This window comes from Pseudomonas sp. TMW22091, from assembly GCF_022496705.1.
GTDB classification, from domain to species: Bacteria; Pseudomonadota; Gammaproteobacteria; order Pseudomonadales; family Pseudomonadaceae; genus Aquipseudomonas; species Aquipseudomonas saxonica.
Window position 1 is genome coordinate 121,962 of the sequence record NZ_SCFI01000002.1, and the last position, 20,872, is coordinate 142,833.

The 20,872-nt window shown below is 56.5% G+C and carries 21 protein-coding genes; 9 read left to right on the top strand and 12 right to left on the bottom strand.

Annotated features, from left to right (window positions below):
* Window positions 1-47: 47 nt before the first annotated feature.
* Window positions 48-2,240 carry a catalase HPII gene (gene katE / locus EQV93_RS04255; protein WP_122783475.1) on the bottom strand — a complete coding sequence of 731 codons (2,193 nt, stop codon included), beginning with the start codon at window positions 2,238-2,240 and terminating at the stop codon, window positions 48-50.
* A 199-nt stretch (window positions 2,241-2,439) separates the two neighbouring features.
* On the opposite strand from katE, the gene EQV93_RS04260 reads away from it, so the two are divergent.
* The 3 genes from EQV93_RS04260 (at window position 2,440) to EQV93_RS04270 (ending at window position 4,977) form a co-directional block, all read left to right on the top strand.
* Complete coding sequence (locus tag EQV93_RS04260; protein WP_122783474.1) at window positions 2,440-3,447, top strand: methionine ABC transporter ATP-binding protein; 1,008 nt, start codon at window positions 2,440-2,442, stop codon at window positions 3,445-3,447.
* A complete protein-coding gene (locus EQV93_RS04265) occupies window positions 3,447-4,121 on the top strand; it encodes a methionine ABC transporter permease (protein ID WP_122783473.1) in 675 nt (224 codons plus the stop codon). The genes EQV93_RS04260 and EQV93_RS04265 overlap by 1 nt, the downstream gene beginning before the upstream one ends.
* An 82-nt stretch (window positions 4,122-4,203) precedes the next feature.
* Complete coding sequence (locus EQV93_RS04270; protein ID WP_122783472.1) at window positions 4,204-4,977, top strand: MetQ/NlpA family ABC transporter substrate-binding protein; 774 nt, start codon at window positions 4,204-4,206, stop codon at window positions 4,975-4,977.
* A gap of 48 nt (window positions 4,978-5,025) precedes the next feature.
* On the opposite strand, the gene EQV93_RS04275 is transcribed toward EQV93_RS04270, so the two are convergent.
* The 8 genes from EQV93_RS04275 to coxB form a co-directional block, all read right to left on the bottom strand.
* A complete protein-coding gene (locus EQV93_RS04275) occupies window positions 5,026-5,661 on the bottom strand; it encodes an SCO family protein (RefSeq protein WP_122783573.1) in 636 nt (211 codons plus the stop codon).
* Window positions 5,662-5,708: 47 nt separating this feature from the next.
* Window positions 5,709-6,725, bottom strand: coding sequence for a COX15/CtaA family protein (locus EQV93_RS04280; RefSeq protein WP_240890925.1), 1,017 nt, complete (start codon window positions 6,723-6,725; stop codon window positions 5,709-5,711).
* A 12-nt stretch (window positions 6,726-6,737) separates the two neighbouring features.
* On the bottom strand, window positions 6,738-7,331 hold the full coding sequence (locus EQV93_RS04285; protein ID WP_240890926.1) for a hypothetical protein: 594 nt from the start codon (window positions 7,329-7,331) through the stop codon (window positions 6,738-6,740).
* Window positions 7,306-8,043, bottom strand: a complete 738-nt coding sequence (locus tag EQV93_RS04290; protein ID WP_240890927.1) for an SURF1 family protein — start codon at window positions 8,041-8,043, stop codon at window positions 7,306-7,308. The genes EQV93_RS04285 and EQV93_RS04290 overlap by 26 nt, the downstream gene beginning before the upstream one ends.
* A 12-nt stretch (window positions 8,044-8,055) precedes the next feature.
* Window positions 8,056-8,943, bottom strand: a complete 888-nt coding sequence (locus tag EQV93_RS04295; RefSeq protein WP_146385699.1) for a cytochrome c oxidase subunit 3 — start codon at window positions 8,941-8,943, stop codon at window positions 8,056-8,058.
* 11 nt (window positions 8,944-8,954) lie between these two features.
* Complete coding sequence (locus EQV93_RS04300; protein ID WP_122783467.1) at window positions 8,955-9,479, bottom strand: cytochrome c oxidase assembly protein; 525 nt, start codon at window positions 9,477-9,479, stop codon at window positions 8,955-8,957.
* A 592-nt stretch (window positions 9,480-10,071) separates the two neighbouring features.
* The gene (gene ctaD, locus EQV93_RS04305; protein ID WP_146385697.1) at window positions 10,072-11,658 is read right to left on the bottom strand and encodes a cytochrome c oxidase subunit I; all 1,587 of its coding nucleotides are present in this window, start codon (window positions 11,656-11,658) and stop codon (window positions 10,072-10,074) included.
* A gap of 46 nt (window positions 11,659-11,704) precedes the next feature.
* Window positions 11,705-12,829, bottom strand: a complete 1,125-nt coding sequence (gene coxB / locus EQV93_RS04310; protein ID WP_240890928.1) for a cytochrome c oxidase subunit II — start codon at window positions 12,827-12,829, stop codon at window positions 11,705-11,707.
* Window positions 12,830-13,157: 328 nt separating this feature from the next.
* Between coxB and EQV93_RS04315 the strand changes: the two genes are divergently transcribed.
* Window positions 13,158-13,793 carry a hypothetical protein gene (locus EQV93_RS04315; RefSeq protein ID WP_122786150.1) on the top strand — a complete coding sequence of 212 codons (636 nt, stop codon included), beginning with the start codon at window positions 13,158-13,160 and terminating at the stop codon, window positions 13,791-13,793.
* A gap of 9 nt (window positions 13,794-13,802) precedes the next feature.
* On the opposite strand, the gene EQV93_RS04320 is transcribed toward EQV93_RS04315, so the two are convergent.
* From EQV93_RS04320 to EQV93_RS04330, 3 genes are read right to left on the bottom strand one after another with little or no spacing between them, the layout of a single operon-like run.
* The gene (locus tag EQV93_RS04320) at window positions 13,803-14,516 is read right to left on the bottom strand and encodes a carbonic anhydrase (RefSeq protein ID WP_122786151.1); all 714 of its coding nucleotides are present in this window, start codon (window positions 14,514-14,516) and stop codon (window positions 13,803-13,805) included.
* A gap of 32 nt (window positions 14,517-14,548) precedes the next feature.
* Window positions 14,549-15,073 (bottom strand): DUF523 domain-containing protein, encoded by a 525-nt coding sequence (locus tag EQV93_RS04325; protein WP_240890929.1) that lies wholly within the window; start codon window positions 15,071-15,073, stop codon window positions 14,549-14,551.
* Window positions 15,070-15,705, bottom strand: a complete 636-nt coding sequence (locus tag EQV93_RS04330) for a 2OG-Fe(II) oxygenase (RefSeq protein WP_240890930.1) — start codon at window positions 15,703-15,705, stop codon at window positions 15,070-15,072. The genes EQV93_RS04325 and EQV93_RS04330 overlap by 4 nt, the downstream gene beginning before the upstream one ends.
* Before the next feature lie 150 nt (window positions 15,706-15,855).
* Between EQV93_RS04330 and EQV93_RS04335 the strand changes: the two genes are divergently transcribed.
* From EQV93_RS04335 to spoT, 5 genes are all read left to right on the top strand, one after another.
* A complete protein-coding gene (locus EQV93_RS04335) occupies window positions 15,856-16,608 on the top strand; it encodes a DUF2059 domain-containing protein (RefSeq protein ID WP_122786154.1) in 753 nt (250 codons plus the stop codon).
* 150 nt (window positions 16,609-16,758) lie between these two features.
* Window positions 16,759-17,622: a YicC/YloC family endoribonuclease gene (locus EQV93_RS04340; RefSeq protein WP_122786155.1), complete on the top strand. Its 864-nt coding sequence runs from the start codon at window positions 16,759-16,761 to the stop codon at window positions 17,620-17,622.
* Window positions 17,623-17,635: 13 nt separating this feature from the next.
* Window positions 17,636-18,256 (top strand): guanylate kinase, encoded by a 621-nt coding sequence (gmk, locus tag EQV93_RS04345; protein WP_122786156.1) that lies wholly within the window; start codon window positions 17,636-17,638, stop codon window positions 18,254-18,256.
* Between the two features lie 167 nt (window positions 18,257-18,423).
* On the top strand, window positions 18,424-18,687 hold the full coding sequence (gene rpoZ / locus EQV93_RS04350) for a DNA-directed RNA polymerase subunit omega (protein WP_003437783.1): 264 nt from the start codon (window positions 18,424-18,426) through the stop codon (window positions 18,685-18,687).
* Window positions 18,688-18,747: 60 nt separating this feature from the next.
* Window positions 18,748-20,853 carry a bifunctional GTP diphosphokinase/guanosine-3',5'-bis pyrophosphate 3'-pyrophosphohydrolase gene (spoT, locus tag EQV93_RS04355; protein ID WP_122786157.1) on the top strand — a complete coding sequence of 702 codons (2,106 nt, stop codon included), beginning with the start codon at window positions 18,748-18,750 and terminating at the stop codon, window positions 20,851-20,853.
* The last annotated feature ends 19 nt before the right edge of the window (window positions 20,854-20,872 follow it).

The following is a 20,872-nucleotide window of genomic DNA, read 5'->3' on the forward strand; positions in this document are numbered from 1 at the left end:
CTCAAAAACCCGTAGCCGTCTTCATCGGCTACGGGTTTTTTTGTTACTTAGGCTGGAATGGCCTTGGCCTTAGGCTCCCGCGCCCATACGCGATGCTGTGCAATTGCGGCAAAGAAAGCTTTCAGATCCTTGGCATCCTTGATCGCCAACAACCCCTCATCTGCCTGCAGATGCAGTACATCCAGCAGCTGTTTAGCGTCCCCGTGCAACGCAATGGCTTTTAGGTGCTTATAGGCTTCAAGCACGTAATGCAGCGCTACCCCGTCGCCACTCAATGCCTTGATCGACGCCGCGCCACCTGGCACGTACACCGCGTCAAAAACCACTGACGGCATGCCCTCCATCGAGGCATCCACCGGCAACAATTTGCCATCAGCCGTTTTTACCGGTGCTGAAGTCGGCCCCAGCAATTTGGCGTGCGCACCTTCAGCGGCCAGGGCCTGTTTGAGCGCTTCGATAGCCTGACCATCAACACCGTTAGCGGCCAGAATCGCCACCTTGCGCGTCTTGATGTTTCCCGGCAGCAGGTTGGCTTGGCTCAGCGCCGGCGATTCGGTCACGGAGACCTTGCGCGCAGTGACTGTGCCGGCTTTCGGTGCGGGCAAGCCCAGGTTTTCGGCAACACGCTTGGCCAGCTCAAGGTCGATATTGGCCAAAATCTCGTTCACCTGCCGTGCGCGAATGTGTTCACGCTCGACTTTGCCCAGTTCAAAGCTGTAGGCCGCGATGATGTGTTCTTGCTCGTGCTTGCTCATGCTGTGGAAAAACAGCCGGGCCTGAGAGAAGTGATCGCTGAACGAGTCGCTGCGTTGACGAATCTTGTTGGCGTCGATGCGTTCCGGGTAGCTTTCAAACCCCCCGTCCTTAGCGGCAGGTGGTGTTTCTTTCGGCCAGCCGCCATCAATGGAGTTAGGCTCGTAGGACGCACGGCCCTTATGAATCGTGCTGCGATGCTGGGCATCACGCTGGTTGTTGTGAAAAGGCGCAACAGGCCGGTTGATCGGGATTTCGTGGAAGTTCGGCCCACCCAAACGGCTGATCTGCGTATCGGTATACGAGAACAGACGACCTTGCAGCAGCGGATCATTGGAGAAGTCGATACCCGGCACGATATGCCCCGGACAAAAAGCGACCTGTTCAGTCTCTGCGAAGAAGTTATCGGGATTGCGGTTGAGCACCATCTTGCCCAGCGGAGTGATCGGTACCAGTTCCTCGGGGATCAACTTGGTCGGATCAAGAATGTCGAAGTCGAATTTGTGCTCGTCTTCCTCCGAAATGATCTGAACGCCGAACTCCCATTCAGGATAATCGCCAGTTTCAATCGACTCCCACAGATCTCGGCGATGGTAATCGGTGTCTTTGCCTGCCAGTTTTTGCGCTTCGTCCCACACTAGCGAGCAGGTGCCCGCACTTGGACGCCAATGGAATTTGACGAAGTTCGACTTGCCCTCAGCATTGATCAGCCGAAAGGTGTGTACGCCGAAACCTTGCATGCTGCGTAGGCTTTTAGGAATGGCGCGGTCAGACATGGCCCAAATCACCATGTGCGCCGACTCGGGTACCAGCGATACAAAATCCCAGAAAGTGTCGTGGGCAGAGCCACCGGTGGGGATTTCGTTATGGGGCTCTGGTTTGACCGCGTGTACGAAGTCGGGAAACTTAATCGCATCCTGAATGAAAAATACCGGCATATTGTTGCCCACCAGATCGAAGTTGCCTTCGTCGGTGAAAAACTTGACGGCAAACCCGCGAACATCCCGCACCGTATCGCCGGAGCCCCGAGGGCCTTGTACTGTCGAAAAGCGTACGAACACGGGCGTTTTCTTGCCCGGATCTTGCAGGAAACCGGCTTTGGTCAGCGCGCTGTGGGATTTATAGGTCTCAAAGTAGCCGTGCGCCCCCGTACCCCGGGCATGCACGATGCGCTCTGGAATACGTTCGTGGTCAAAATGCGTGATTTTTTCACGCATGATGAAATCTTCCAGCAACGACGGGCCGCGAGCACCGACTTTCAGGGTGTTTTGGTTATCAGCAATTTTCACCCCCTGATTGGTTCGCAGCGCTTGATCGGTTGCGTCGTCACGAAAGGTTTCGAGGCTGTCGAGTTTGACGTTGGTGTTACTACGATCCAGGGTGTCGGTTCCGGCCATTTGGCTCTTCCCGGAAGACGGTTTTTTGCTGCTCATCAGACATAACTCCTTGTTGGCGAAAGCCCCACGGTTTGGGCTTTGTAGACAAATATCCCGAGGCGGGATGCGAGTGGCTGAACTAGTGACTGATGGCGTCTGACGTCGTTCCTTTTTTCTGACCTTTAGTCGTCTTATTGCTAAATCAAAGGTTCGAGCGCAAATAAATGCTAAGAACCTCTATACGGACAGGCTAAAATGCGCGCCCGGCTAACCGCTGACTTCTATTTTCGCGCCCCACAAGGTTCGCTACGTGATTGAGTTCCATAACGTTCATAAAACTTACCGGGTCGCCGGTAAGGACATTCCCGCGCTGCACTCCACGACATTGCGTGTTGAGAGCGGCCAGGTATTTGGCCTGATTGGCCACTCCGGCGCGGGTAAAAGTACCCTGCTGCGCCTGATCAACCGCCTCGAAACGCCGAGCGGCGGGCAAATCATTGTCGACAACGAAGACGTGACAGCGATGGATGCCAACGGCCTGCGACGCTTTCGCCAGCAAGTGGGCATGATCTTCCAGCACTTCAACCTGCTGGCGTCCAAGACCGTGGCTGATAACGTCGCGATGCCTTTGATGCTGGCCGGTGAGTTGTCCCGCAGCGCCATTGATGCGCGCGTGGCTGAGTTGCTGGCGCGAGTGGGTTTGTCCGACCATGCCAAGAAATACCCGGCGCAGCTGTCAGGCGGTCAAAAACAGCGCGTGGGCATTGCCCGTGCGTTGGCCACCAAGCCCAAAGTGTTGCTGTGCGACGAGGCCACCAGTGCCCTCGACCCGCAAACTACGGCCTCTGTGTTGCAACTGCTGGCTGAGATCAATCGCGAGCTGAAGTTGACCATTGTGCTGATCACCCATGAAATGGATGTGATCCGTCGTGTGTGCGATGAAGTGGCGGTGATGGACGCGGGCGTGATCGTCGAGCAAGGCCCGGTGTCGCAAGTGTTCTTGCACCCTACCCACCCGACGACCAAGCGTTTCGTGCAGGAAGATGAACAAATCGACGAAAGTGAGCAGCGCGACGATTTTGCCCATGTACCGGGTCGCATCGTGCGCCTTACTTTCCAGGGCGAAGCCACCTACGCACCGTTGCTGGGTACGATTGCTCGCGAAACAGGCGTGGACTACAGCATTTTGGCTGGCCGCATCGACCGCATCAAAGACACCCCTTATGGGCAACTGACCCTCGCCATCACCGGTGGCGACATGGAGGCCGCTTTTGCGCGCTTCACAGCGGCTGACGTTCATATGGAGGTGCTGCGCTAATGGAATCCCTATTGAGCTTCTTCGCCAATATTGACTGGCTTGAAATCTGGCTGGCCACGGGTGACACCTTGATGATGCTCGGCGGCTCGCTGCTGTTCACCATCCTGCTCGGTCTGCCGTTGGGCGTGCTGCTGTTTCTGTGTAGCCCGCGCCAATTGTTCGAGCAAAAGGCCGTGTATTCGGTGCTGTCGCTGGTGGTCAATATTCTGCGATCGTTGCCGTTCATCATCCTGCTGATTGTGATGATCCCGCTGACGGTATTGATTACCGGCACCTCGCTGGGCGTTGCCGGTGCCATTCCACCGTTGGTAGTGGGCGCGACACCCTTCTTCGCCCGTCTGGTAGAGACGGCACTGCGTGAAGTGGACCGCGGCATCATTGAAGCCACGCAGGCTATGGGCGCGAGCACGCGTCAGATTATTACCAGTGCTTTGTTGCCTGAAGCGCGCCCCGGCATTTATGCGGCGATTACCGTCACGGCCATTACCTTGGTGGGTTACACCGCCATGGCGGGCGTGGTCGGCGCAGGGGGGCTGGGTGATCTGGCCATTCGCTTCGGCTATCAACGCTTCCAGACTGACGTAATGATAGTCACGGTAGTGCTGCTGCTGATTCTGGTGCAGATTCTGCAAACCGTTGGCGATCGACTGGTAGTGCACTTTTCGCGCAAATAAGCGCGACCTATCGTTAATAAACGTAACCGCCAGCCCCGTGCTGGCAGGCGCCTGAAATCAGGTGTTCATAAGGAGTTGCTGAATGAAGAAGTTAATTGCTGCTGTGGCCGCTGTTGCGGCGTTTTCAGTTCATGCCGCTGACACGCTGACGGTCGCCGCTTCCCCGGTACCTCACGCTGAGATCCTGGAGTTCGTGAAACCTGCGCTGGCCAAAGAAGGCGTGGACCTGAAAGTTAAGGTATTCACCGACTATATTCAGCCCAACGTACAAGTGGCCGAAAAGCGTCTGGACGCTAACTTCTTCCAGCACCAGCCGTACCTGACCGAGTTCAACAAAGCCAAGGGTACAAACCTGATCAGCGTTGCAGCTGTTCACCTTGAGCCGCTGGGTGCTTACTCCAGCAAATACAAGAAACTGGACGATCTGCCTGACGGCGCCACGGTTGTGATCCCGAACGACGCCACCAACGGCGGTCGTGCCTTGCTGTTGCTGGACAAAGCCGGTCTGATCAAGCTCAAGGACTCGACCAATATCCTGTCCACCGTCAAAGACATCAATGCAAACACTAAAAACCTGAAGTTTCGCGAGCTGGAAGCGGCCACCATCCCACGCGTGCTGACCCAGGTCGATCTGGCGCTGATCAACACCAACTACGCGCTGGAAGCCAAGCTTGATCCGAAGAAAGATGCGCTGGTCATCGAAGGCAGCGATTCGCCTTACGTGAATATTCTGGTGGCGCGCCCGGATGACAAAGATTCGGATGCCATGAAAAAGCTGGTTGCCGCACTGCACAGCCCGGAAGTGAAAGCGTTCATTAACGAGAAATACAAAGGCGCTATCGTTCCCGCGTTCTAAGCATTGCCTTGTAGTCGCTGCCTGCGGCAGCGACTACAGTTCTCTCCTTTATTTTCGCTTCACCAACTCCGGCAATTGGTCGACCATTTTCTGTGTGTTGAGCGGTGCGCGGATAAACCCTCGCTGTGTGCCGTCCGGCCCGATCAGCGCCAAATTGCCGCTGTGATCAACGGTGTAACCCGGTTTGCTGGTGTCCGCCGGGATAAACGGAATGCTCAGCGCATTCGCCACGGTTTGCAGTTCCTCAATAGATCTTGGTGTCAGGCCCACAAACTGCGGATCGAAATAGCCCAGGTATTGCTTGAGCTGCTTGGGTGTATCGCGGTTAGGGTCGACGCTGACCAGCACAATCTGCACTTTGTCCCGCACGGCCTCAGGCAGTTCGCTTTTGATCTGGCGCAGCTGTGCAAGGGTGGTCGGGCAGATATCAGGGCAGAAGGTGTAGCCAAAAAACAGCAGGCTCCATTTGTCTTTCAGCTCGTTTATCGCCACCGGCTGGCCGTCCTGGTTAGTCAGTTCGATCGCCGGCAAATGACGGCTTTGCGGCAGCAAAATGATTCCAGCATCAATCAATGACGTGTTATCGCCTTGCTGTTTACTCGACATCATTTTGTTAAACGTCAGGCCCATGACCAATGCCACCAACGCGACGAGGATATAGACAGTTTTTTGCGTTTTAGTCATAAGGTTCAACACTGGGTAGTCATCGATTAAGCGCAACGGTACAGCACCTATGCCCATTGCAGAAAGTGTCCGCCCCTGACTCGGACAAACGCCGTACGTGCGTGGTAGTTGACCAGCACCAATGTGAGCATCAAGGCAGCCCCACCCGCGTTGTGTGCCACCGCCAACCCCAAAGGCAGGCCGAACAGTACATTGCTCAAGCCCAAGCTTATTTGTACAGCCAGCACCAGTAGCACAAGCCCTGCCAATCGTGGCATGCCGACTTTGCGCAGTTGCCAGGCCAACCCTAGCAATACCAGCGTCAGCAGCACCGCCCCGAGTCGGTGAGCGAGGTGAATGGCAGTGCGTGCTTCGCTGTCCAGTTGACCGCCCAGATAGTTGGGGCCGATGTGTTGGGTCAGGTGGAAGCCATTGGTGAAATCGGCGGCTGGCCACCACTGGCCATGGCATGTAGGAAGGTCGACGCAAGCCACGGCGGCATAGTTGGAACTGACCCAGCCACCCAGCGCAATTTGGATGATGACCAGCACCAGGCCCGCCGTCGCCCAGCGCTGCAAACGTCTTGGTATGGCCAGAGCAGGCAACCACCCGGACAAGCGTAACGTCAGCAAAAACAGCAGACTCAAGGTCGCAAAACCTCCCATGAGATGTGCTGTGACTACTTGCGGCCATAATTTCAGTGTCACGGTCCACATGCCAAATGCTGCCTGGATGATCACCACAAGCAGAATAAACAGCGGGAGTTTGAGCGGCTGATCATGCCGTTTTCGCTGCTTCCAGGCGCGTACTGCCAATAGCAGGATCAAGCATCCCAGGGTGCCGGCGCAATAACGATGAATCATCTCGCTCCACCCTTTTGCCGCCTCAACCGGCGCTTCAGGAAAGTGCAGTTCGGCATGGGCTAATTGCGCGTCCGTGCTGGGCACGCTGATAAATCCGTAACAGCCTGGCCAGTCCGGACAACCCAAGCCTGAATGGGTCAGTCGCGTGTAGGCACCGAGCAATACGACCATCAGGGCCACTACAGTGGCCAGCAGGGCAAGGCGAAATCCAGCTTTGGCCATGACATGGCCTCCCTATCCGATATTGGACAGCTTGAGCAGGTGGCGCAGATCGGTGAGCACGTCTTTGCCCTTGACCTGAGGGTCGTAGCGCAACACCAGATTGCCATGCGGATCAACGATCCACAGTTGCGCTGCGCCATTTCCTTCTGCGCCCTGTGTATAAGTCGGCATGTGCAGGGTATAGCGCTGTAGTTGCGGGTATTCACGTTGCAACCGGGCGGCATAATCAGCGTCTAGCGCCCGCCCCACCGCCAGCGCATGGGTCGCCCGTGAGGCATCGCGGCCCAGGCCGATTTGAAGCTGGCGGGCCAGGTAGACCAACTGCTGACAATCCGCGTCACATCCTTGCGGGGCGGTCACCAATAACTGCCAGCGCTGCTCATCGCTGGTGACGCCCAACGCTGCGCGTCCTTGCCCGTTGCCAATCATTTCGCCGTGATAGCTGCGACTTTCGGGTACCCAGAATTTGAGCATGTACATACTTGTGGCCAGCACCATTGGACCCAGAGTCAGCAGCAAAATCAGGAGCAGTTGCAAACGCCCCCGTCGCCGTTTGATCGGGTCGGGCGAGCGAGTGGTATCAGAGTGATTGATGGCGCTTGCCATGAGTTTTCTCCTGCGCGTGATGCCAACCGAAGTACCCATATAGCGCCAGCAAAGCCAGCGCCATCGCGAACCATTGCACGGCATAGGCGGTGTGTTTTTCCGGGCCCATGCCTGTGGATATCAGAGGCCAGTCGGCTTGATACGCGCCAATGCCAGGCGCTATACGCACTTCATCGGCAAAGCCTTCGCGGCCCAATTCGGCCCAGAGTGCGGCGGGCGTTACCGCCGTGATCAGACGTGGCCACGGCGCGGCCAGCGGATCAGCCTGTAACTGGAACACCGCGCCTGGGGATTCATACACCCAGCCCAGAACCTCCAGAGTGTCTTGCGGCGTGCTGAACACGGGAGGCGTACGGCGACTGGGCCACGGTAGCCAGCCGCGATTGAGCAGTACCCATTGACCACTGGCTTGGTCTTGAAACGGCTGCAGCAGTTCTACGCCGGGCTGTCCGTCGCGTATCCGGTTGTCCAGCAACAGGCTGTGCTCGGCGTCGAGATGCCCGCGTAACTGCACCCGTCGAAACACCGGCTCAGCGTTGGCCACGACTTGATCCACTGTCAGCGGTGCGGCGTGCTGGCGTTCGGCATAGCGGGTTAACAGCACACGTTTTTGCTCAGCACGGCTTAGCTGCCAAAAGCCCAGAGACACCAATATGGGCAGTAGCGCCATGACGACCAGCGTGGGGATGACACCGGGGCGAAACCGCGACATGGGCACCCCGGCTCACAGCACGTAAACAAAGAGAAACAACCCGAGCCACACCACGTCTACAAAATGCCAGTACCACGTCGCCGCCTGAAAACCGAATTGGTGCTCGGCATTGAAATGCCCGCGAGCGATGCGGATCAGCATCACCAGCAAAATCAGGGCACCGATGGTGACGTGTGCGCCGTGAAAGCCGGTGAGCATAAAGAAGGTGGCGCCATAAACACCGGAGCCCAGCGTCAGCCCCAGTTCTTTGTAAGCGTGAAGATATTCCTCAGCCTGAAAGCCCAAAAAACCGATGCCCAGCAACACCGTCACACCGAGCCAGAATTTCAGCTTTTCGCGCTGACCTTTATTCAGGGCGTGATGGGCCAGCGTGAGGGTGATACTGGAAGTGACCAGCAACACGGTATTGAGCAACGGCAAGCCCCACGGGCTGATGGTGCCTTTGGGCGGGGGGTAAAGTGCCGGGTCGGGGGTATGCAGCAGCGGCCAGGTGAATTGAAAATTTGGCCAGAGGATGTGGGCCACCCCTTTGCTGCCTTCGCCTCCCAGCCAAGGGCCGGAAAAATGCCGTACATAAAACAGTGCGCCGAAGAACGCCACAAAGAACATCACTTCAGAAAAGATAAACCAGGTCATGCCCCATCGAAACGAGCGATCCAATTGCGCGCTGTAAAGTCCGGCTCGGCTCTCTTTAACCACCGCGCCGAACCAGCCAAATAGCATGAAGGCAACCATCAGGCCGCCGATAAAAAACAGCAATGGGCCGTGGGACTCGGGCCGCGCCGCTTTCAGGTCGTTAAACCACGTCGCCAGGCCATACACCGTGACCAACAACCCCAGCGTGGCGATGATGGGCCACTTGCTTTGGGCTGGCACGTAGTAGTGATCGTGACTTGCCATGGCGCGTTCTCCTATCGGGCAGCGGTGATATCAAACAGCGTGTAAGCCAGCGTCAGATGCTTCACTTCCTTGGGCATGTCGCGGTCGACAATAAAACGCACGGGCATTTCGATCCGCTCGCCCGGTTGCAGGGTTTGCTGGGTAAAGCAGAAACATTCGGTCTTGTGAAAATATTGGGCCGCTTCGGCGGGCGAGATACTGGGTACCGCTTGAGCTTTCATTGGGTGGTCAGAGGGGTTGAAGGCGACAAAGATCATCTCGTTGACCGCGCCGGGGTTGGTCACTAATTGATCGTTCTTGGGGTAGAACTCCCACACCATGTTGATGTTGTTGGTGGCTAAAAACTGCACCCGTACCTGACGACTTGAATCAACGACTTGCTCACCTTCATATTGGCCCGCGGTTTTGCCATTAATGCCGAAGGCCTTGCACATCACGTCGTAGATCGGCACCAGTGCAAAGCCAAAAGCAAACATCACCACCACCATGAGTGACAGGCGTAGAACCAGGCGTTTGATCGGTGCTGACGTGTTCATGGTCTACTCCCAAAAGCCCCTCACCCCAACCCTCTCCCGGAGGGAGAGGGAGCTTGATCTGTGGCATTGCGCACATCTGCTTTGCTTTCAGTCCCCTCTCCCGGAGGGAGAGGGAGCTTGATCTGTGGCATTGCGCACATCTGCTTTGCTTTCAGTCCCCTCTCCCGGAGGGAGAGGGAGCTTGATCTGTGGCATTGCGCATATCTGCTTTGCTTTTAGTCCCCTCTCCCGGAGGGCGAGGGAGCTTGATCTGTGGCATTGCGCATATCTGCTTTGCTTTCAGTCCCCTCTCCCGGAGGGAGAGGGAGCTTGATCTGTGGCATTGCGCACATCTGCTTTGCTTTCAGTCCCCTCTCCCGGAGGGCGAGGGAGCTTGATCTGTGGCATTGCGCACATCTGCTTTGCTTTCAGTCCCCCCTCCCGGAGGGCGAGGGAGCTTGATCTGTGGCATTGCGCACATCTGCTTTGCTTTCAGTCCCCTCTCCCGGAGGGCGAGGGAGCTTGATCTGTGGCATTGCGCATATCTGCTTTGCTTTTAGTCCCCTCTCCCTCCGGGAGAGGGTTAGGGTGAGGGGGCCTTTAAGCCTAGCGTTCAATCAATCCGGGGCGGTGTCGTAAAGGTGTGATAGGGCGCGGGCGAAGGCACGCTCCACTCCAGGCCTTCAGCACCATCCCACGGTTTGGCGGGCGCTTTCGGGCCTCCGCGAATGCATTTGATGACGATAAACAGGAATAACAGCTGCGTCGTCCCAAACATAAACCCGCCAATCGACGACACCATATTGAAATCGGCAAATTGCAGGTTGTAGTCCGGCACCCGGCGCGGCATGCCCGCCAGACCCACAAAGTGCATGGGGAAGAAGGTCAGGTTCATGCCCACAAACGACAGCCAGAAATGCAGCTTACCCAGCGTTTCGTCATACATGTGACCAGTCCATTTCGGCAGCCAGTAGTAGGTCGAGGCGAAGATCCCGAAGATGGCGCCGGGCACCAGAACGTAGTGGAAATGCGCCACCACGAAGTAGGTATCGTGGTACTGAAAGTCAGCAGGGGCGATGGCCAGCATCAATCCGGAAAAACCGCCAATGGTGAATAAAATCACAAAGGCCACGGCAAACAGCATAGGTGTTTCGAACGTCAGCGAGCCTTGCCACATGGTGCTGACCCAGTTGAACACCTTGACCCCGGTCGGCACCGCGATCAGCAACGTGGCATACATAAAAAACAGCTCGCCGACGAGTGGAATGCCCACCACAAACATATGGTGCGCCCAAACAATAAACGACAGAAAGGCAATGCTCGCCGTGGCATAAACCATTGAGGTGTAACCGAACAGCGGTTTGCGCGAGAAGGTTGGAATGATCGCGCTAATGGCCCCGAACGCCGGCAGAATCATGATGTACACCTCGGGATGACCAAAAAACCAGAACACATGTTGGAACAACACCGGGTCACCGCCACCCGCAGCACTAAAGAAACTGGTGCCGAAGTGGATGTCCATCAACATCATGGTCACCACGCCTGCCAGCACCGGCATCACGGCAATTAACAAAAAAGCTGTGATCAGCCACGTCCAGACGAACAGCGGCATTTTCATCAGTGTCATGCCAGGGGCGCGCAGGTTGAGGATGGTCGCTATGACGTTGATCGCACCCATGATTGAGCTAATACCCATCAAATGGATGGCAAAAATAAAATAAGTCACGCTTTCGGGTGCGTAGGTGGTGGATAAGGGCGCGTAGAAGGTCCAGCCAAAATTCGGCCCGCCTCCAGCCATAAAGAGCGTCGAGATCAGCATGAAAAAGGCGGCAGGCAGTAGCCAGAAGCTGAAGTTGTTCATCCTCGGCAGGGCCATGTCGGGTGCGCCGATCATCAAGGGGATCATCCAGTTGGCCAGCCCGACAAACGCCGGCATCACCGCGCCAAACACCATGATCAAGCCGTGCATGGTGGTCATCTGATTGAAGAACGCGGGCTCGACAATTTGTAAGCCTGGCTGGAACAGCTCGGCACGAATCACCATGGCAAACGAGCCACCCAGCAAAAACATGCAGAAGCTAAACCACAGGTACAGCGTGCCGATGTCTTTGTGATTGGTGGTAAGCACCCAGCGCATAAGGCCTTTGGCAGGGCCGTGGGCGTGGTCAGCTGCTGTGTGATCGTCGATAACCGCACTCATGTCCTGACTCCTGCAAAGGGCCATTGGTTGTTGCGCGCCCGCAGGCTCATTTGGCTTGCGCCTGTTTGAGCGCCAGCACGTCTTTAGGGGTCACCATGTCGCCTTTATTGTTGCCCCAGGCGTTGCGTTCGTACGTCACCACCGCGGCAATATCGACTTCTGAGAGTTGCTTGCCAAAAGCGGCCATCGCCGTGCCCGGCTTGCCAAAGTACACGCGGTGCAGGTGGTCTTCTTTAGAGCCCGTGGCAATGGGCGAGCCTTTGAGCGCGGGGAACATCGGCGGCAGACCCTGCCCTTCAGCCTGATGACAGGCCGTGCAGGTGGTGTGATAAACCTTGTCACCCCGGGCCACCAGTTCATCGAGGGTCCACTCTTTGCTGGTCAACTCCTTGAGCTGCGCCGCCTGGGCTTTACGCTCGGCGAGCCAGGCGTCGTAGTCCGGGCGGGTTTTGACGTCCACCACGATGGGCATAAAGCCGTGATCCTTGCCGCACAACTCGGCGCACTGACCGCGATAGAGGCCGGGCTTTTCGACGCGAGTCCAGGCCTCATTGATAAATCCCGGAATGGCATCGCGTTTGACTGCAAACGCCGGTACCCACCATGAGTGGATCACGTCGGCAGAGGTCACCAGAAACCGGATTTTGGCACCTGTGGGCAGCACGAGCGGCTCATCGACTTCAAGCAGGTAATGTTCGCTTTTGGGGGACTGATTGTGGATTTGATCAGCAGGGGTGGCCAGATTGCTGAAGAACTCAACGTCTTGGCCCAAGTATTTGTAATGCCACTTCCACTGATAACCGGTGATCTGGATGTCGATATCCGAATCACTGTTGTCGTAAATGTTGATCAGGGTTCTGGTTGCCGGGATGGCCATCACGATAAGGATGATCAGAGGCACGACCGTCCAGAGAATTTCGACCTTGGTGCTCTCATGAAACGTAGCCGCTTGCTGACCGGTGGAGCGTCTGTGAACGATTATTGACCACAGCATGGCACCAAACACAATGATGCCGATGACCACACAGATCCAGAAGATGGTCATGTGCAAATCAAATACGGCGTGGCTGACCTCGGTCGCGCCCGGTGACATGTTCACCGTCCAGGCAGCGTGTGCCGGGTTGAAAACTGACCACAACAACAGCCCCATCCATAGTTTTGGATGTCGCATCGCGGTGTTCCCCTTGGTTTTTCTTGTTAGTGCGCCGGTCTATGCCTGGGTGCCAGCTCTTTATACAAGGGGGCGGTTTGAGCGCCTGGCCTCGTCTGCTCGGGCAGTCGGGCATCATCGAAAAACGTTTTCTAGAATCGAGTATAGACAGCGACATAAACCCTGCACTGAGGAGGGTTAAATGAATCAATTACAGTCCCATCGACAAATGGCACTCACTCCCGCGTCACAAAATGAATAACAATACTGCCCCTGAAAAATATCCTTTGCGTTTTAAGGGCTACTTTTAAAGTTATTCCCTGTCTAGCGTTTCTCCCCTGGAGTTCCCATGAACACCGCCGCCATCCGTGCGCAGATCTTGTGTGCCCAAACACATGAGGCAACAACGGGCCTGCTCGCCAAGCATTTGGCCACGCAATTGCCGCAGCTTCATGCCGCGATTGAACTGCCTGAATTCGACAAAAATGAAGTGATGACGCGTTTTGTCAGCGCGTACATCGAACAAGTGCCCGATTTGCTGGATGCTGCCAATGATGTGGCGCAGAAGGCGGGTATCGAGTCGCAAATCACCCCGGTATTGCGCATCGCCGAGCACTATTTTACCGATGCTCAAGAGTTGCTTAAGGGGCACGAAGGGCTAGAGGCTTTACTGGACGAAGCGTATCTGGCACATCGGCTTGTCGAAGAGGTCAATGACGTCTATATCAAGCATTTCGGCCAGCCTTTGATACCGCTGGACACGACCGTGGCCAATATCATCGCCCATCAATTGATCGGTGAAGCGTTTGCCAATCAGCTGGACGAAGCCGTGCACCACGCGGTCGATGAAATGCTCGACGACGAAAACTTTGCACTGGAAACGGTCGAAGCCTACCGTAAAAAACTCGTCAGCCCGGCCACTGGCACCGCATGGAGCCAATGGCCGTGCATGTCCAAGCAATTAGGCATTGGGCTGACGCTTTGACCGGTTGGGTCAGAACCGCGCTTTAGGCGTTGCACTCGGAATCGGACTGGTGCCATCCAGCGGCAGGAATGCCCCTTTGTCGGCATCGTACGCTTTGATTTCGCTGGTTTCGATGTCGTATACCCAGCCGTGAATGAACAGCTGCCCGTTGGCCATGCGTGATGCCACCGACGGGTGTGTGCGCAAGTGCTGCAACTGGGCAATCACGTTCTCTTCGGTCAGTACGTGCATGCTTTCGGCTTCATTGGCACAGTTGCAGTTCTCCTGCACCATGGTTTTAGCCACTTCTACGTGATGTAACCAGGCTTTAACCGTCGGCATCTTCTTCAGGCTGGCGGGGTTCAAGACCGCACGCATTGCGCCGCAATCCGAATGCCCGCAGATGATGATGTGCTGCACGCCAAGCGCCAGTACTGCGTATTCAATGGCGGTGGAAACACCACCGTTCATCTGCCCGTAGGGCGGTACGACGTTACCGACGTTGCGGGTGACAAACAGGTCACCCGGCGCACTTTGAGTGATCAGCTCGGGGACGATGCGCGAATCGGCACAGGCAATAAACATCGCCCGTGGATTTTGCGCCGTGGCAAGTTTCTTGAAGAAGGCTTCTTGCTCGGGAAAAATCTCGTGATGAAAATGCAAAAAGCCATCAACGATATGGTGCAGTGCTGAATCGGCACTTTCAGCCGTGTCCGAAGGCTGCGTTTTAGGCTTGTCAGTCATCGTAATATCCCTGGGCAAAGTGGTAGCGAATGTTACCTGAACTCAATCTTCGTAGCAGCCTTCGCCAGCGACTCAAGGGTTGCTAACGCTTGGGCGGCTTCTGCCAATTGCAATTCGTTGAATACCTGCACACCGGCTTGGCTCAGCAGCGCTGCCGTTACGCCCTGGCCTTGGACTTTGACCCCGCTAAAACTGCCGTCATAGGTCAGAATATTGCCGCAAGACGGACTGTTGGCCTTGAGGATCGCGATGCGAATGCCGTGTTGCTTTACCAGCGCCAAGGCTTGCCGAGCGCCAGACACAAAGGCGGCGGTGACATCTTCTGCGTCGGTGGTGATCACGGGTGCCAAGCCCTTTAGCACTTGGGCGCCTTGACCACCGGGGATTTCTGCAGCCGCGCGTGGTGTGGGTAACCCCCCTGCGACTTCCGGACAGACTGCAATCACCCGGCCTTGGTCTTGCCACAGCGCCAACTGTGCATATGGGCCGCTGGCGCCGCCGTCGTAGCGCACGCGATGACCCAGCAGGCAGCGGCTGACCAACAGTTTTTCCCTCATATGACTATCTCCGTGGCGCGGCGGCGAAACCAGCCGGTCAATGACAGGCGATCACGGGTTGCGGGCATGACTTCGTGAGGTACTTCACCTGACAGAAACACCACCAGACAGCCGCCGGTCGGCAGTACGTCGTAATCGACGTTATCTTCAAGGTACATGCGCAACTGGCCGCCGTGCTCGGGCAACCACGCTTGATTGAGGTACACCACGGCCGACACCATGCGCCGGTCATCATCGCGAAAACGGTCAAGGTGTTTAAGGTAAAACGCACCGGGCGGATAAAGCGCGAAGTGACTTTCGAAGTCTTCAAGGCCCAAAAAAAGCCTGCGATTCATGGCGATTCGCAGGCTTTCCATCAAGCCTAAATAACTGTCGCAGGCTAGAGCCTCTCCCGGCTCCAGCCATTGAATATGGTCGCCGCGTATACCCTCTCGGACCTCTTGGGTAAGACCGCGCCCGACCGCCGCCGGGGTCAACTCACCTTCGGCAGAACGTTTGTGGCACTCAGCCGCCAGTTCGAGGGTCAAAGCCTCGGGCAGAAAAATGTTTTGCTGTGACCATCCCTGCGCGTACAGGTCGTCGACAATGCGTAGCAACAGCGGATGATCAGAGGGTATTTGCATGCGGCGCATAATATCCACACCCCTTAAAATCTGACAGCTCCGTCTAGCTGGCAATGTGTAAATAATTCGACCGATTGTTTAAAACTTCTTGGCAAAGAGGATTCTCGACAAGTCCTACGCCACACCCGGACAATAGCGCCTTGCTGACAGGAGTCCCCCATGCGCCGTTTGTTATTCGTTTTAATGATGTTGTGTACGTTACCCGCATGGGCAGACAGCCTCGATGACCTGTTTCAGGTCGCTGGCTGGCCAGAACAGCGCGCGCATTTCAATGACGCGCTCAGTGCCACTCAGGAGCGTTACCGCAATACGTTGCCGCCTGCGGTCTATCAGGCGTTGATGAATAACAGCAACCAGCGCTTTGACCCTGACGCTATGGATAAGCGGGCCAAAGAGCAGATGCGCAAAAACCTGCCCAATCCAGCCCCTGCGCTGACCTTTTTTCAGTCGCCCGTGGGGCGCAAAATTGTGGCGGCGGAGCTGCTCGCCACGCGTCCCGACCAATTGGCCAAGCACGCAAGAGGCTTGCCACGCATTGAGGCCAGTGCCACTCGTCAGTTGCTGATTAATCATTTGTCCCGGGCATTGCCGGCCCGCGAAGCGGGTGCAGAAATTACCTTGGCCATTGCAGGCGTTGCAGCAGACAGCTTGAGTGCAATGATTCCGGGTTTGTTGGGGGGTGGTTTGGCACCCGGCATGCTCAATGGTCAGCGTCAGCGCTTGATGGAGCAAATTGGCGGCGAACTGGATAACACGTTGCTCTATGTGTATCGCGATCTGTCTGACCCTGAGCTGGAAGAATTCGTCACCTTTGCTGAGTCGCCCGAGGGTAAGGCTTATTATCAGGCGGCACTGGCAGCGATTCGCGCCGGCTTGGCGGTTGGGCAAAGCACCTCTAGCTTGGCCCCTTAAAAGCCACCCTGTCGCGGCGCCCGGTGGGGCGCACTCATCATGGATGCACCTTTGCGACGGACGTCATTTGGGGCAGCCCGTCGCACTGCGTTACAATCCGCCGCCTTAATAGCCATCAGGCTTAATTCATTGAATCGCGAGGTACCGTCCATGGTGCATAGCATGACCGCCTTTGCCCGCGTCGAAAGTGCCGGCACTCAAGGCACCTTGAGCTGGGAGTTGCGCTCGGTCAACAGCCGCTACCTGGAGCCGCACCTGCGCTTGCCTGAATCGTTTCGAGACCTGGAAGGGGCAGTGCGTGAAGCGCTGCGCCAAGGTATTTCTCGGGGAAAACTGGAATGCACCTTGCGTTTCACTGAGGAAACGACAGGCAAGCCGCTGCAGATCGACCGTGAGCGTGCTGCGCAATTGGTGGCCGCCGCTGAAACCATCGCCGGCCTGATCAAACAGCCTGCGGCACTGAACCCGCTCGAAGTGCTGGCGTGGCCCGGTGTACTGGTCGCGGATGCCAGTGACCCGCAAGCGCTCAACACTCTAGCGCTGGCGTTGTTCAAGCAAGGTTTGCAAGAGTTGAAAAACGGCCGTGAGCGCGAAGGCGCGGAACTGGCGCGCTTGATCAGCGACCGCTTGACCGCGATTGAAAGCGATGTCGAAACCCTGCGTGAATTAGTGCCGCAGATGCTCGCTACCCAGCGTCAAAAGGTGCTTGATCGCTTTGCTGACATGAAAGCCGAGCTTGATCCCCAGCGCCTTGAGCAAGAAATGGTTTTGCTCGCGCAAAAAAGCGATGTCGCTGAAGAGCTTGACCGGTTGAGCACCCATATCCTGGAGGTGCGCCGTGTGCTCAAGTCTGCGGGCGCTGCCGGTCGACGTCTCGACTTCCTGATGCAAGAGCTTAACCGTGAGGCCAATACACTGGGCTCAAAGGCATTCGACCCGCGCAGCACCCAAGCGGCGGTCAACCTCAAAGTGTTGATCGAGCAAATGCGTGAACAAGTACAGAATATTGAGTAAGGCTCCCCCTGACATGACCCACAGCACTGGCACCCTTTATATCGTTTCTGCGCCCTCGGGTGCAGGCAAGACCAGCCTCGTCAAAGCATTGATCGACCTGGAGCCGCAGATTCGCGTTTCGGTATCACACACCACCCGGGCCATGCGTCCGGGCGAAGTCGACGGCGAAAACTATCACTTCGTCTCACGCGAAGCGTTCGTGAAAATGATTGAGCACGGTGATTTCCTGGAGCGCGCTGAAGTCTTCGGCAACCTTTACGGTACATCGCAGAGCTACTTGCAACAGACGCTGGATGAAGGCCACGACCTCATTTTGGAAATCGACTGGCAGGGCGCCGAGCAGGTTCGCAAGTTGATGCCGCAAGCACGCTCGATCTTCATCCTGCCGCCGAGCCAGCAAGCGCTGCGCGAGCGTCTGAACAACCGCGGGCAGGACAGCGACGAAATCATTGACGGGCGCATGCGTGAAGCCGTGAGTGAAATGAGCCACTATGTCGACTACGACTACCTGATCATTAATGACGATTTTGCGCTGGCGCTTGAAGATCTGAAGGCCATTTTTCACGCCAATCGGCTCCAGCAAAAACGTCAGCAGCAGCGTTTCGGCAAATTACTGGCTGAACTGCTGGGTTAATCAGCACTTCCCAAAACCCCTGCAAGGGCTTTACATTGGCGCTTACAGAGGTTTTGAAGAGTGGCTTGAAAAATCAGCGCTTCCCTAATGGCTGGTGATTTTTTAAACTGTTCAGTCCGCTCGCCCATCCGGGCAGCGCGCATATTGCATTTGCTACGAGGAAGACCATGGCCCGCGTAACCGTTGAAGACTGTCTAGAACACGTGGATAACCGCTTTGAGCTGGTCATGCTCTCTACCAAGCGTGCCCGTCAACTGGCCACAGGCGGTAAAGAGCCTTTGGTTGAGTGGGAAAACGACAAGCCTACCGTCGTTGCCCTGCGTGAAATCGCTGCAGGCCTGATGAGCTACGAGTTTATCGCCAACGCTGAAATCGTCGAAGACGAACCGCTGTTCGCAGCGTTCGAGGACGAGTCCAACGAGGCGAACTAAGCCTATGCCCGGTCGACGTAGCACGGCGAAGGGTTCACAGTTTTGGCAGGAGGCTCCCTCTTGCCGAGCATAGACGCCCTCGCCGATCGCTTGTCGACTTACCTCAGTGCGGATCAGGTCAATCTGGTCCGACGAGCGTACTTCTACGCCGAGCAAGCCCACGATGGCCAACGCCGACGTAGCGGCGAACCCTATGTCACACATCCGCTGGCAGTCGCCAATATTCTGGCCGACATGCATATGGACCATCAAAGTTTGATGGCGGCCATGCTGCACGATGTGATCGAAGACACCGGCATTGCCAAGGAAGCACTGGTTTCGCAGTTTGGCGAAACTGTCGCGGAACTGGTCGATGGAGTCAGCAAGCTGACTCAGATGAACTTCGAAACCAAGGCCGAAGCCCAAGCTGAAAACTTCCAGAAAATGGCCATGGCCATGGCGCGGGATATCCGCGTTATTTTGGTGAAGCTGGCTGATCGCCTGCATAACATGCGCACCCTCGAAGTGTTGTCCGGCGAAAAGCGTCGGCGGATTGCCAAGGAAACCCTGGAAATCTACGCACCCATTGCCAATCGGCTGGGTATGCACAGCATTCGTATCGAATTCGAAGACCTCGGTTTTAAAGCGATGTATCCGATGCGCTCCGCGCGCATCTCCCAAGCCGTGAAACGCGCTCGGGGCAACCGCAAAGAAATCGTCAACAAAATTGAAGAGTCGCTCAGCCACTGTTTGGCCGTTGATGGCATTCAGGGCGAAGTCAGCGGTCGTCAGAAGCACATCTACGGCATTTACAAAAAAATGCGTGGCAAGCGTCGGGCCTTCAACGAAATCATGGACGTGTACGCGTTCCGGATCATCGTCGACAAGGTAGACACCTGCTATCGCGTGCTGGGTGCTGTACACAATTTGTACAAACCCTTGCCGGGGCGCTTCAAAGACTACATCGCCATCCCCAAAGCCAATGGCTACCAATCGCTGCATACCACGCTGTTTGGCATGCATGGCGTACCGATTGAAATTCAGATCCGTACCCGCGAAATGGAAGAAATGGCCAACAACGGTATTGCCGCCCACTGGCTGTACAAGTCCAGTGGCGACGAGCAACACACCGGCACCCACGCCCGGGCGCGGCAATGGGTCAAAGGCGTGCTGGAGATGCAGCAACGCGCAGGCAACTCCCTCGAATTTATCGAAAGCGTGAAGATCGACCTGTTCCCGGACGAGGTCTATGTGTTCACGCCCAAAGGTCGAATCATGGAGCTGCCCAAAGGCTCCACCGCGGTCGACTTTGCCTACGCGGTACACACCGACGTCGGTAATAGCTGCATTGCCTGCCGTATCAATCGTCGGCTCGCACCGCTGTCCGAGCCGCTGCAAAGTGGCTCCACGGTCGAGATTGTCAGCGCTCCCGGCGCCCGCCCCAACCCGGCCTGGCTCAACTTTGTCGTCACCGGCAAGGCCCGTACGCACATTCGCCACGCGCTTAAATTGCAGCGTCGTTCCGAGTCCGTCAGTTTGGGCGAACGCCTGCTGAATAAAGTGCTCAATGGCTTTAACAGCGCACTGGACAAGATTCCGGCCGAGCGCATTCAGGCCATGCTTCAGGAATACCGCCTGGAGCAGATCGAAGACTTGCTCGAAGACATCGGGCTGGGCAACCGCATGGCCTATGTCGTCGCTCGTCGCCTGCTGGGCGAAGGCGACCAGTTGCCAAGCCCTGAAGGTCCGCTGGCGATTCGCGGTACAGAAGGCTTGGTGCTCAGTTACGCGAAATGTTGCACGCCAATCCCCGGCGACCCGATTGTGGGACACCTGTCTGCGGGCAAGGGCATGGTGGTGCACCTGGACAACTGTCGCAATATCAGTGAAATCCGGCATAACCCCGAGAAGTGCATCCAGCTCTCGTGGGCCAAGGACGTTACTGGCGAATTTAACGTCGAGTTGCGCGTCGAGCTGGAACACCAGCGCGGCCTGATTGCGCTGCTGGCCAGCAGCGTCAATGCGGCAGACGGTAACATCGAAAAAATCAGCATGGACGAACGCGATGGTCGTATCAGCGTGGTCCAACTGGTGGTCAGCGTGCACGATCGCGTGCACCTGGCCCGCGTGATCAAAAAACTGCGCGCCCTAACCGGGGTTATCCGCATCACACGTATGCGTGCGTAGCCATCCCATTACAAGGAGT

Excerpts from the sequence above, each read along its gene's own strand:
- ctaD (WP_146385697.1), bottom strand. The coding sequence starts at position 11,658 with ATGAGTGCGGTTATCGACGATCACACAGCAGCTGACCACGCCCACGGC.
- EQV93_RS04325 (WP_240890929.1), bottom strand. The coding sequence starts at position 15,073 with ATGAGGGAAAAACTGTTGGTCAGCCGCTGCCTGCTGGGTCATCGCGTG.
- EQV93_RS04315 (WP_122786150.1), top strand. The coding sequence starts at position 13,158 with ATGAACACCGCCGCCATCCGTGCGCAGATCTTGTGTGCCCAAACACAT.
- gmk (WP_122786156.1), top strand. The coding sequence starts at position 17,636 with ATGACCCACAGCACTGGCACCCTTTATATCGTTTCTGCGCCCTCGGGT.
- EQV93_RS04290 (WP_240890927.1), bottom strand. The coding sequence starts at position 8,043 with ATGTCGCGGTTTCGCCCCGGTGTCATCCCCACGCTGGTCGTCATGGCG.
- EQV93_RS04340 (WP_122786155.1), top strand. The coding sequence starts at position 16,759 with ATGGTGCATAGCATGACCGCCTTTGCCCGCGTCGAAAGTGCCGGCACT.
- EQV93_RS04320 (WP_122786151.1), bottom strand. The coding sequence starts at position 14,516 with ATGACTGACAAGCCTAAAACGCAGCCTTCGGACACGGCTGAAAGTGCC.
- EQV93_RS04275 (WP_122783573.1), bottom strand. The coding sequence starts at position 5,661 with ATGACTAAAACGCAAAAAACTGTCTATATCCTCGTCGCGTTGGTGGCA.
- EQV93_RS04265 (WP_122783473.1), top strand. The coding sequence starts at position 3,447 with ATGGAATCCCTATTGAGCTTCTTCGCCAATATTGACTGGCTTGAAATC.
- coxB (WP_240890928.1), bottom strand. The coding sequence starts at position 12,829 with ATGCGACATCCAAAACTATGGATGGGGCTGTTGTTGTGGTCAGTTTTC.
- EQV93_RS04280 (WP_240890925.1), bottom strand. The coding sequence starts at position 6,725 with ATGGCCAAAGCTGGATTTCGCCTTGCCCTGCTGGCCACTGTAGTGGCC.
- rpoZ (WP_003437783.1), top strand. The coding sequence starts at position 18,424 with ATGGCCCGCGTAACCGTTGAAGACTGTCTAGAACACGTGGATAACCGC.
- EQV93_RS04285 (WP_240890926.1), bottom strand. The coding sequence starts at position 7,331 with ATGGCAAGCGCCATCAATCACTCTGATACCACTCGCTCGCCCGACCCG.
- EQV93_RS04270 (WP_122783472.1), top strand. The coding sequence starts at position 4,204 with ATGAAGAAGTTAATTGCTGCTGTGGCCGCTGTTGCGGCGTTTTCAGTT.
- EQV93_RS04335 (WP_122786154.1), top strand. The coding sequence starts at position 15,856 with ATGCGCCGTTTGTTATTCGTTTTAATGATGTTGTGTACGTTACCCGCA.
- EQV93_RS04300 (WP_122783467.1), bottom strand. The coding sequence starts at position 9,479 with ATGAACACGTCAGCACCGATCAAACGCCTGGTTCTACGCCTGTCACTC.
- EQV93_RS04295 (WP_146385699.1), bottom strand. The coding sequence starts at position 8,943 with ATGGCAAGTCACGATCACTACTACGTGCCAGCCCAAAGCAAGTGGCCC.
- EQV93_RS04330 (WP_240890930.1), bottom strand. The coding sequence starts at position 15,705 with ATGCGCCGCATGCAAATACCCTCTGATCATCCGCTGTTGCTACGCATT.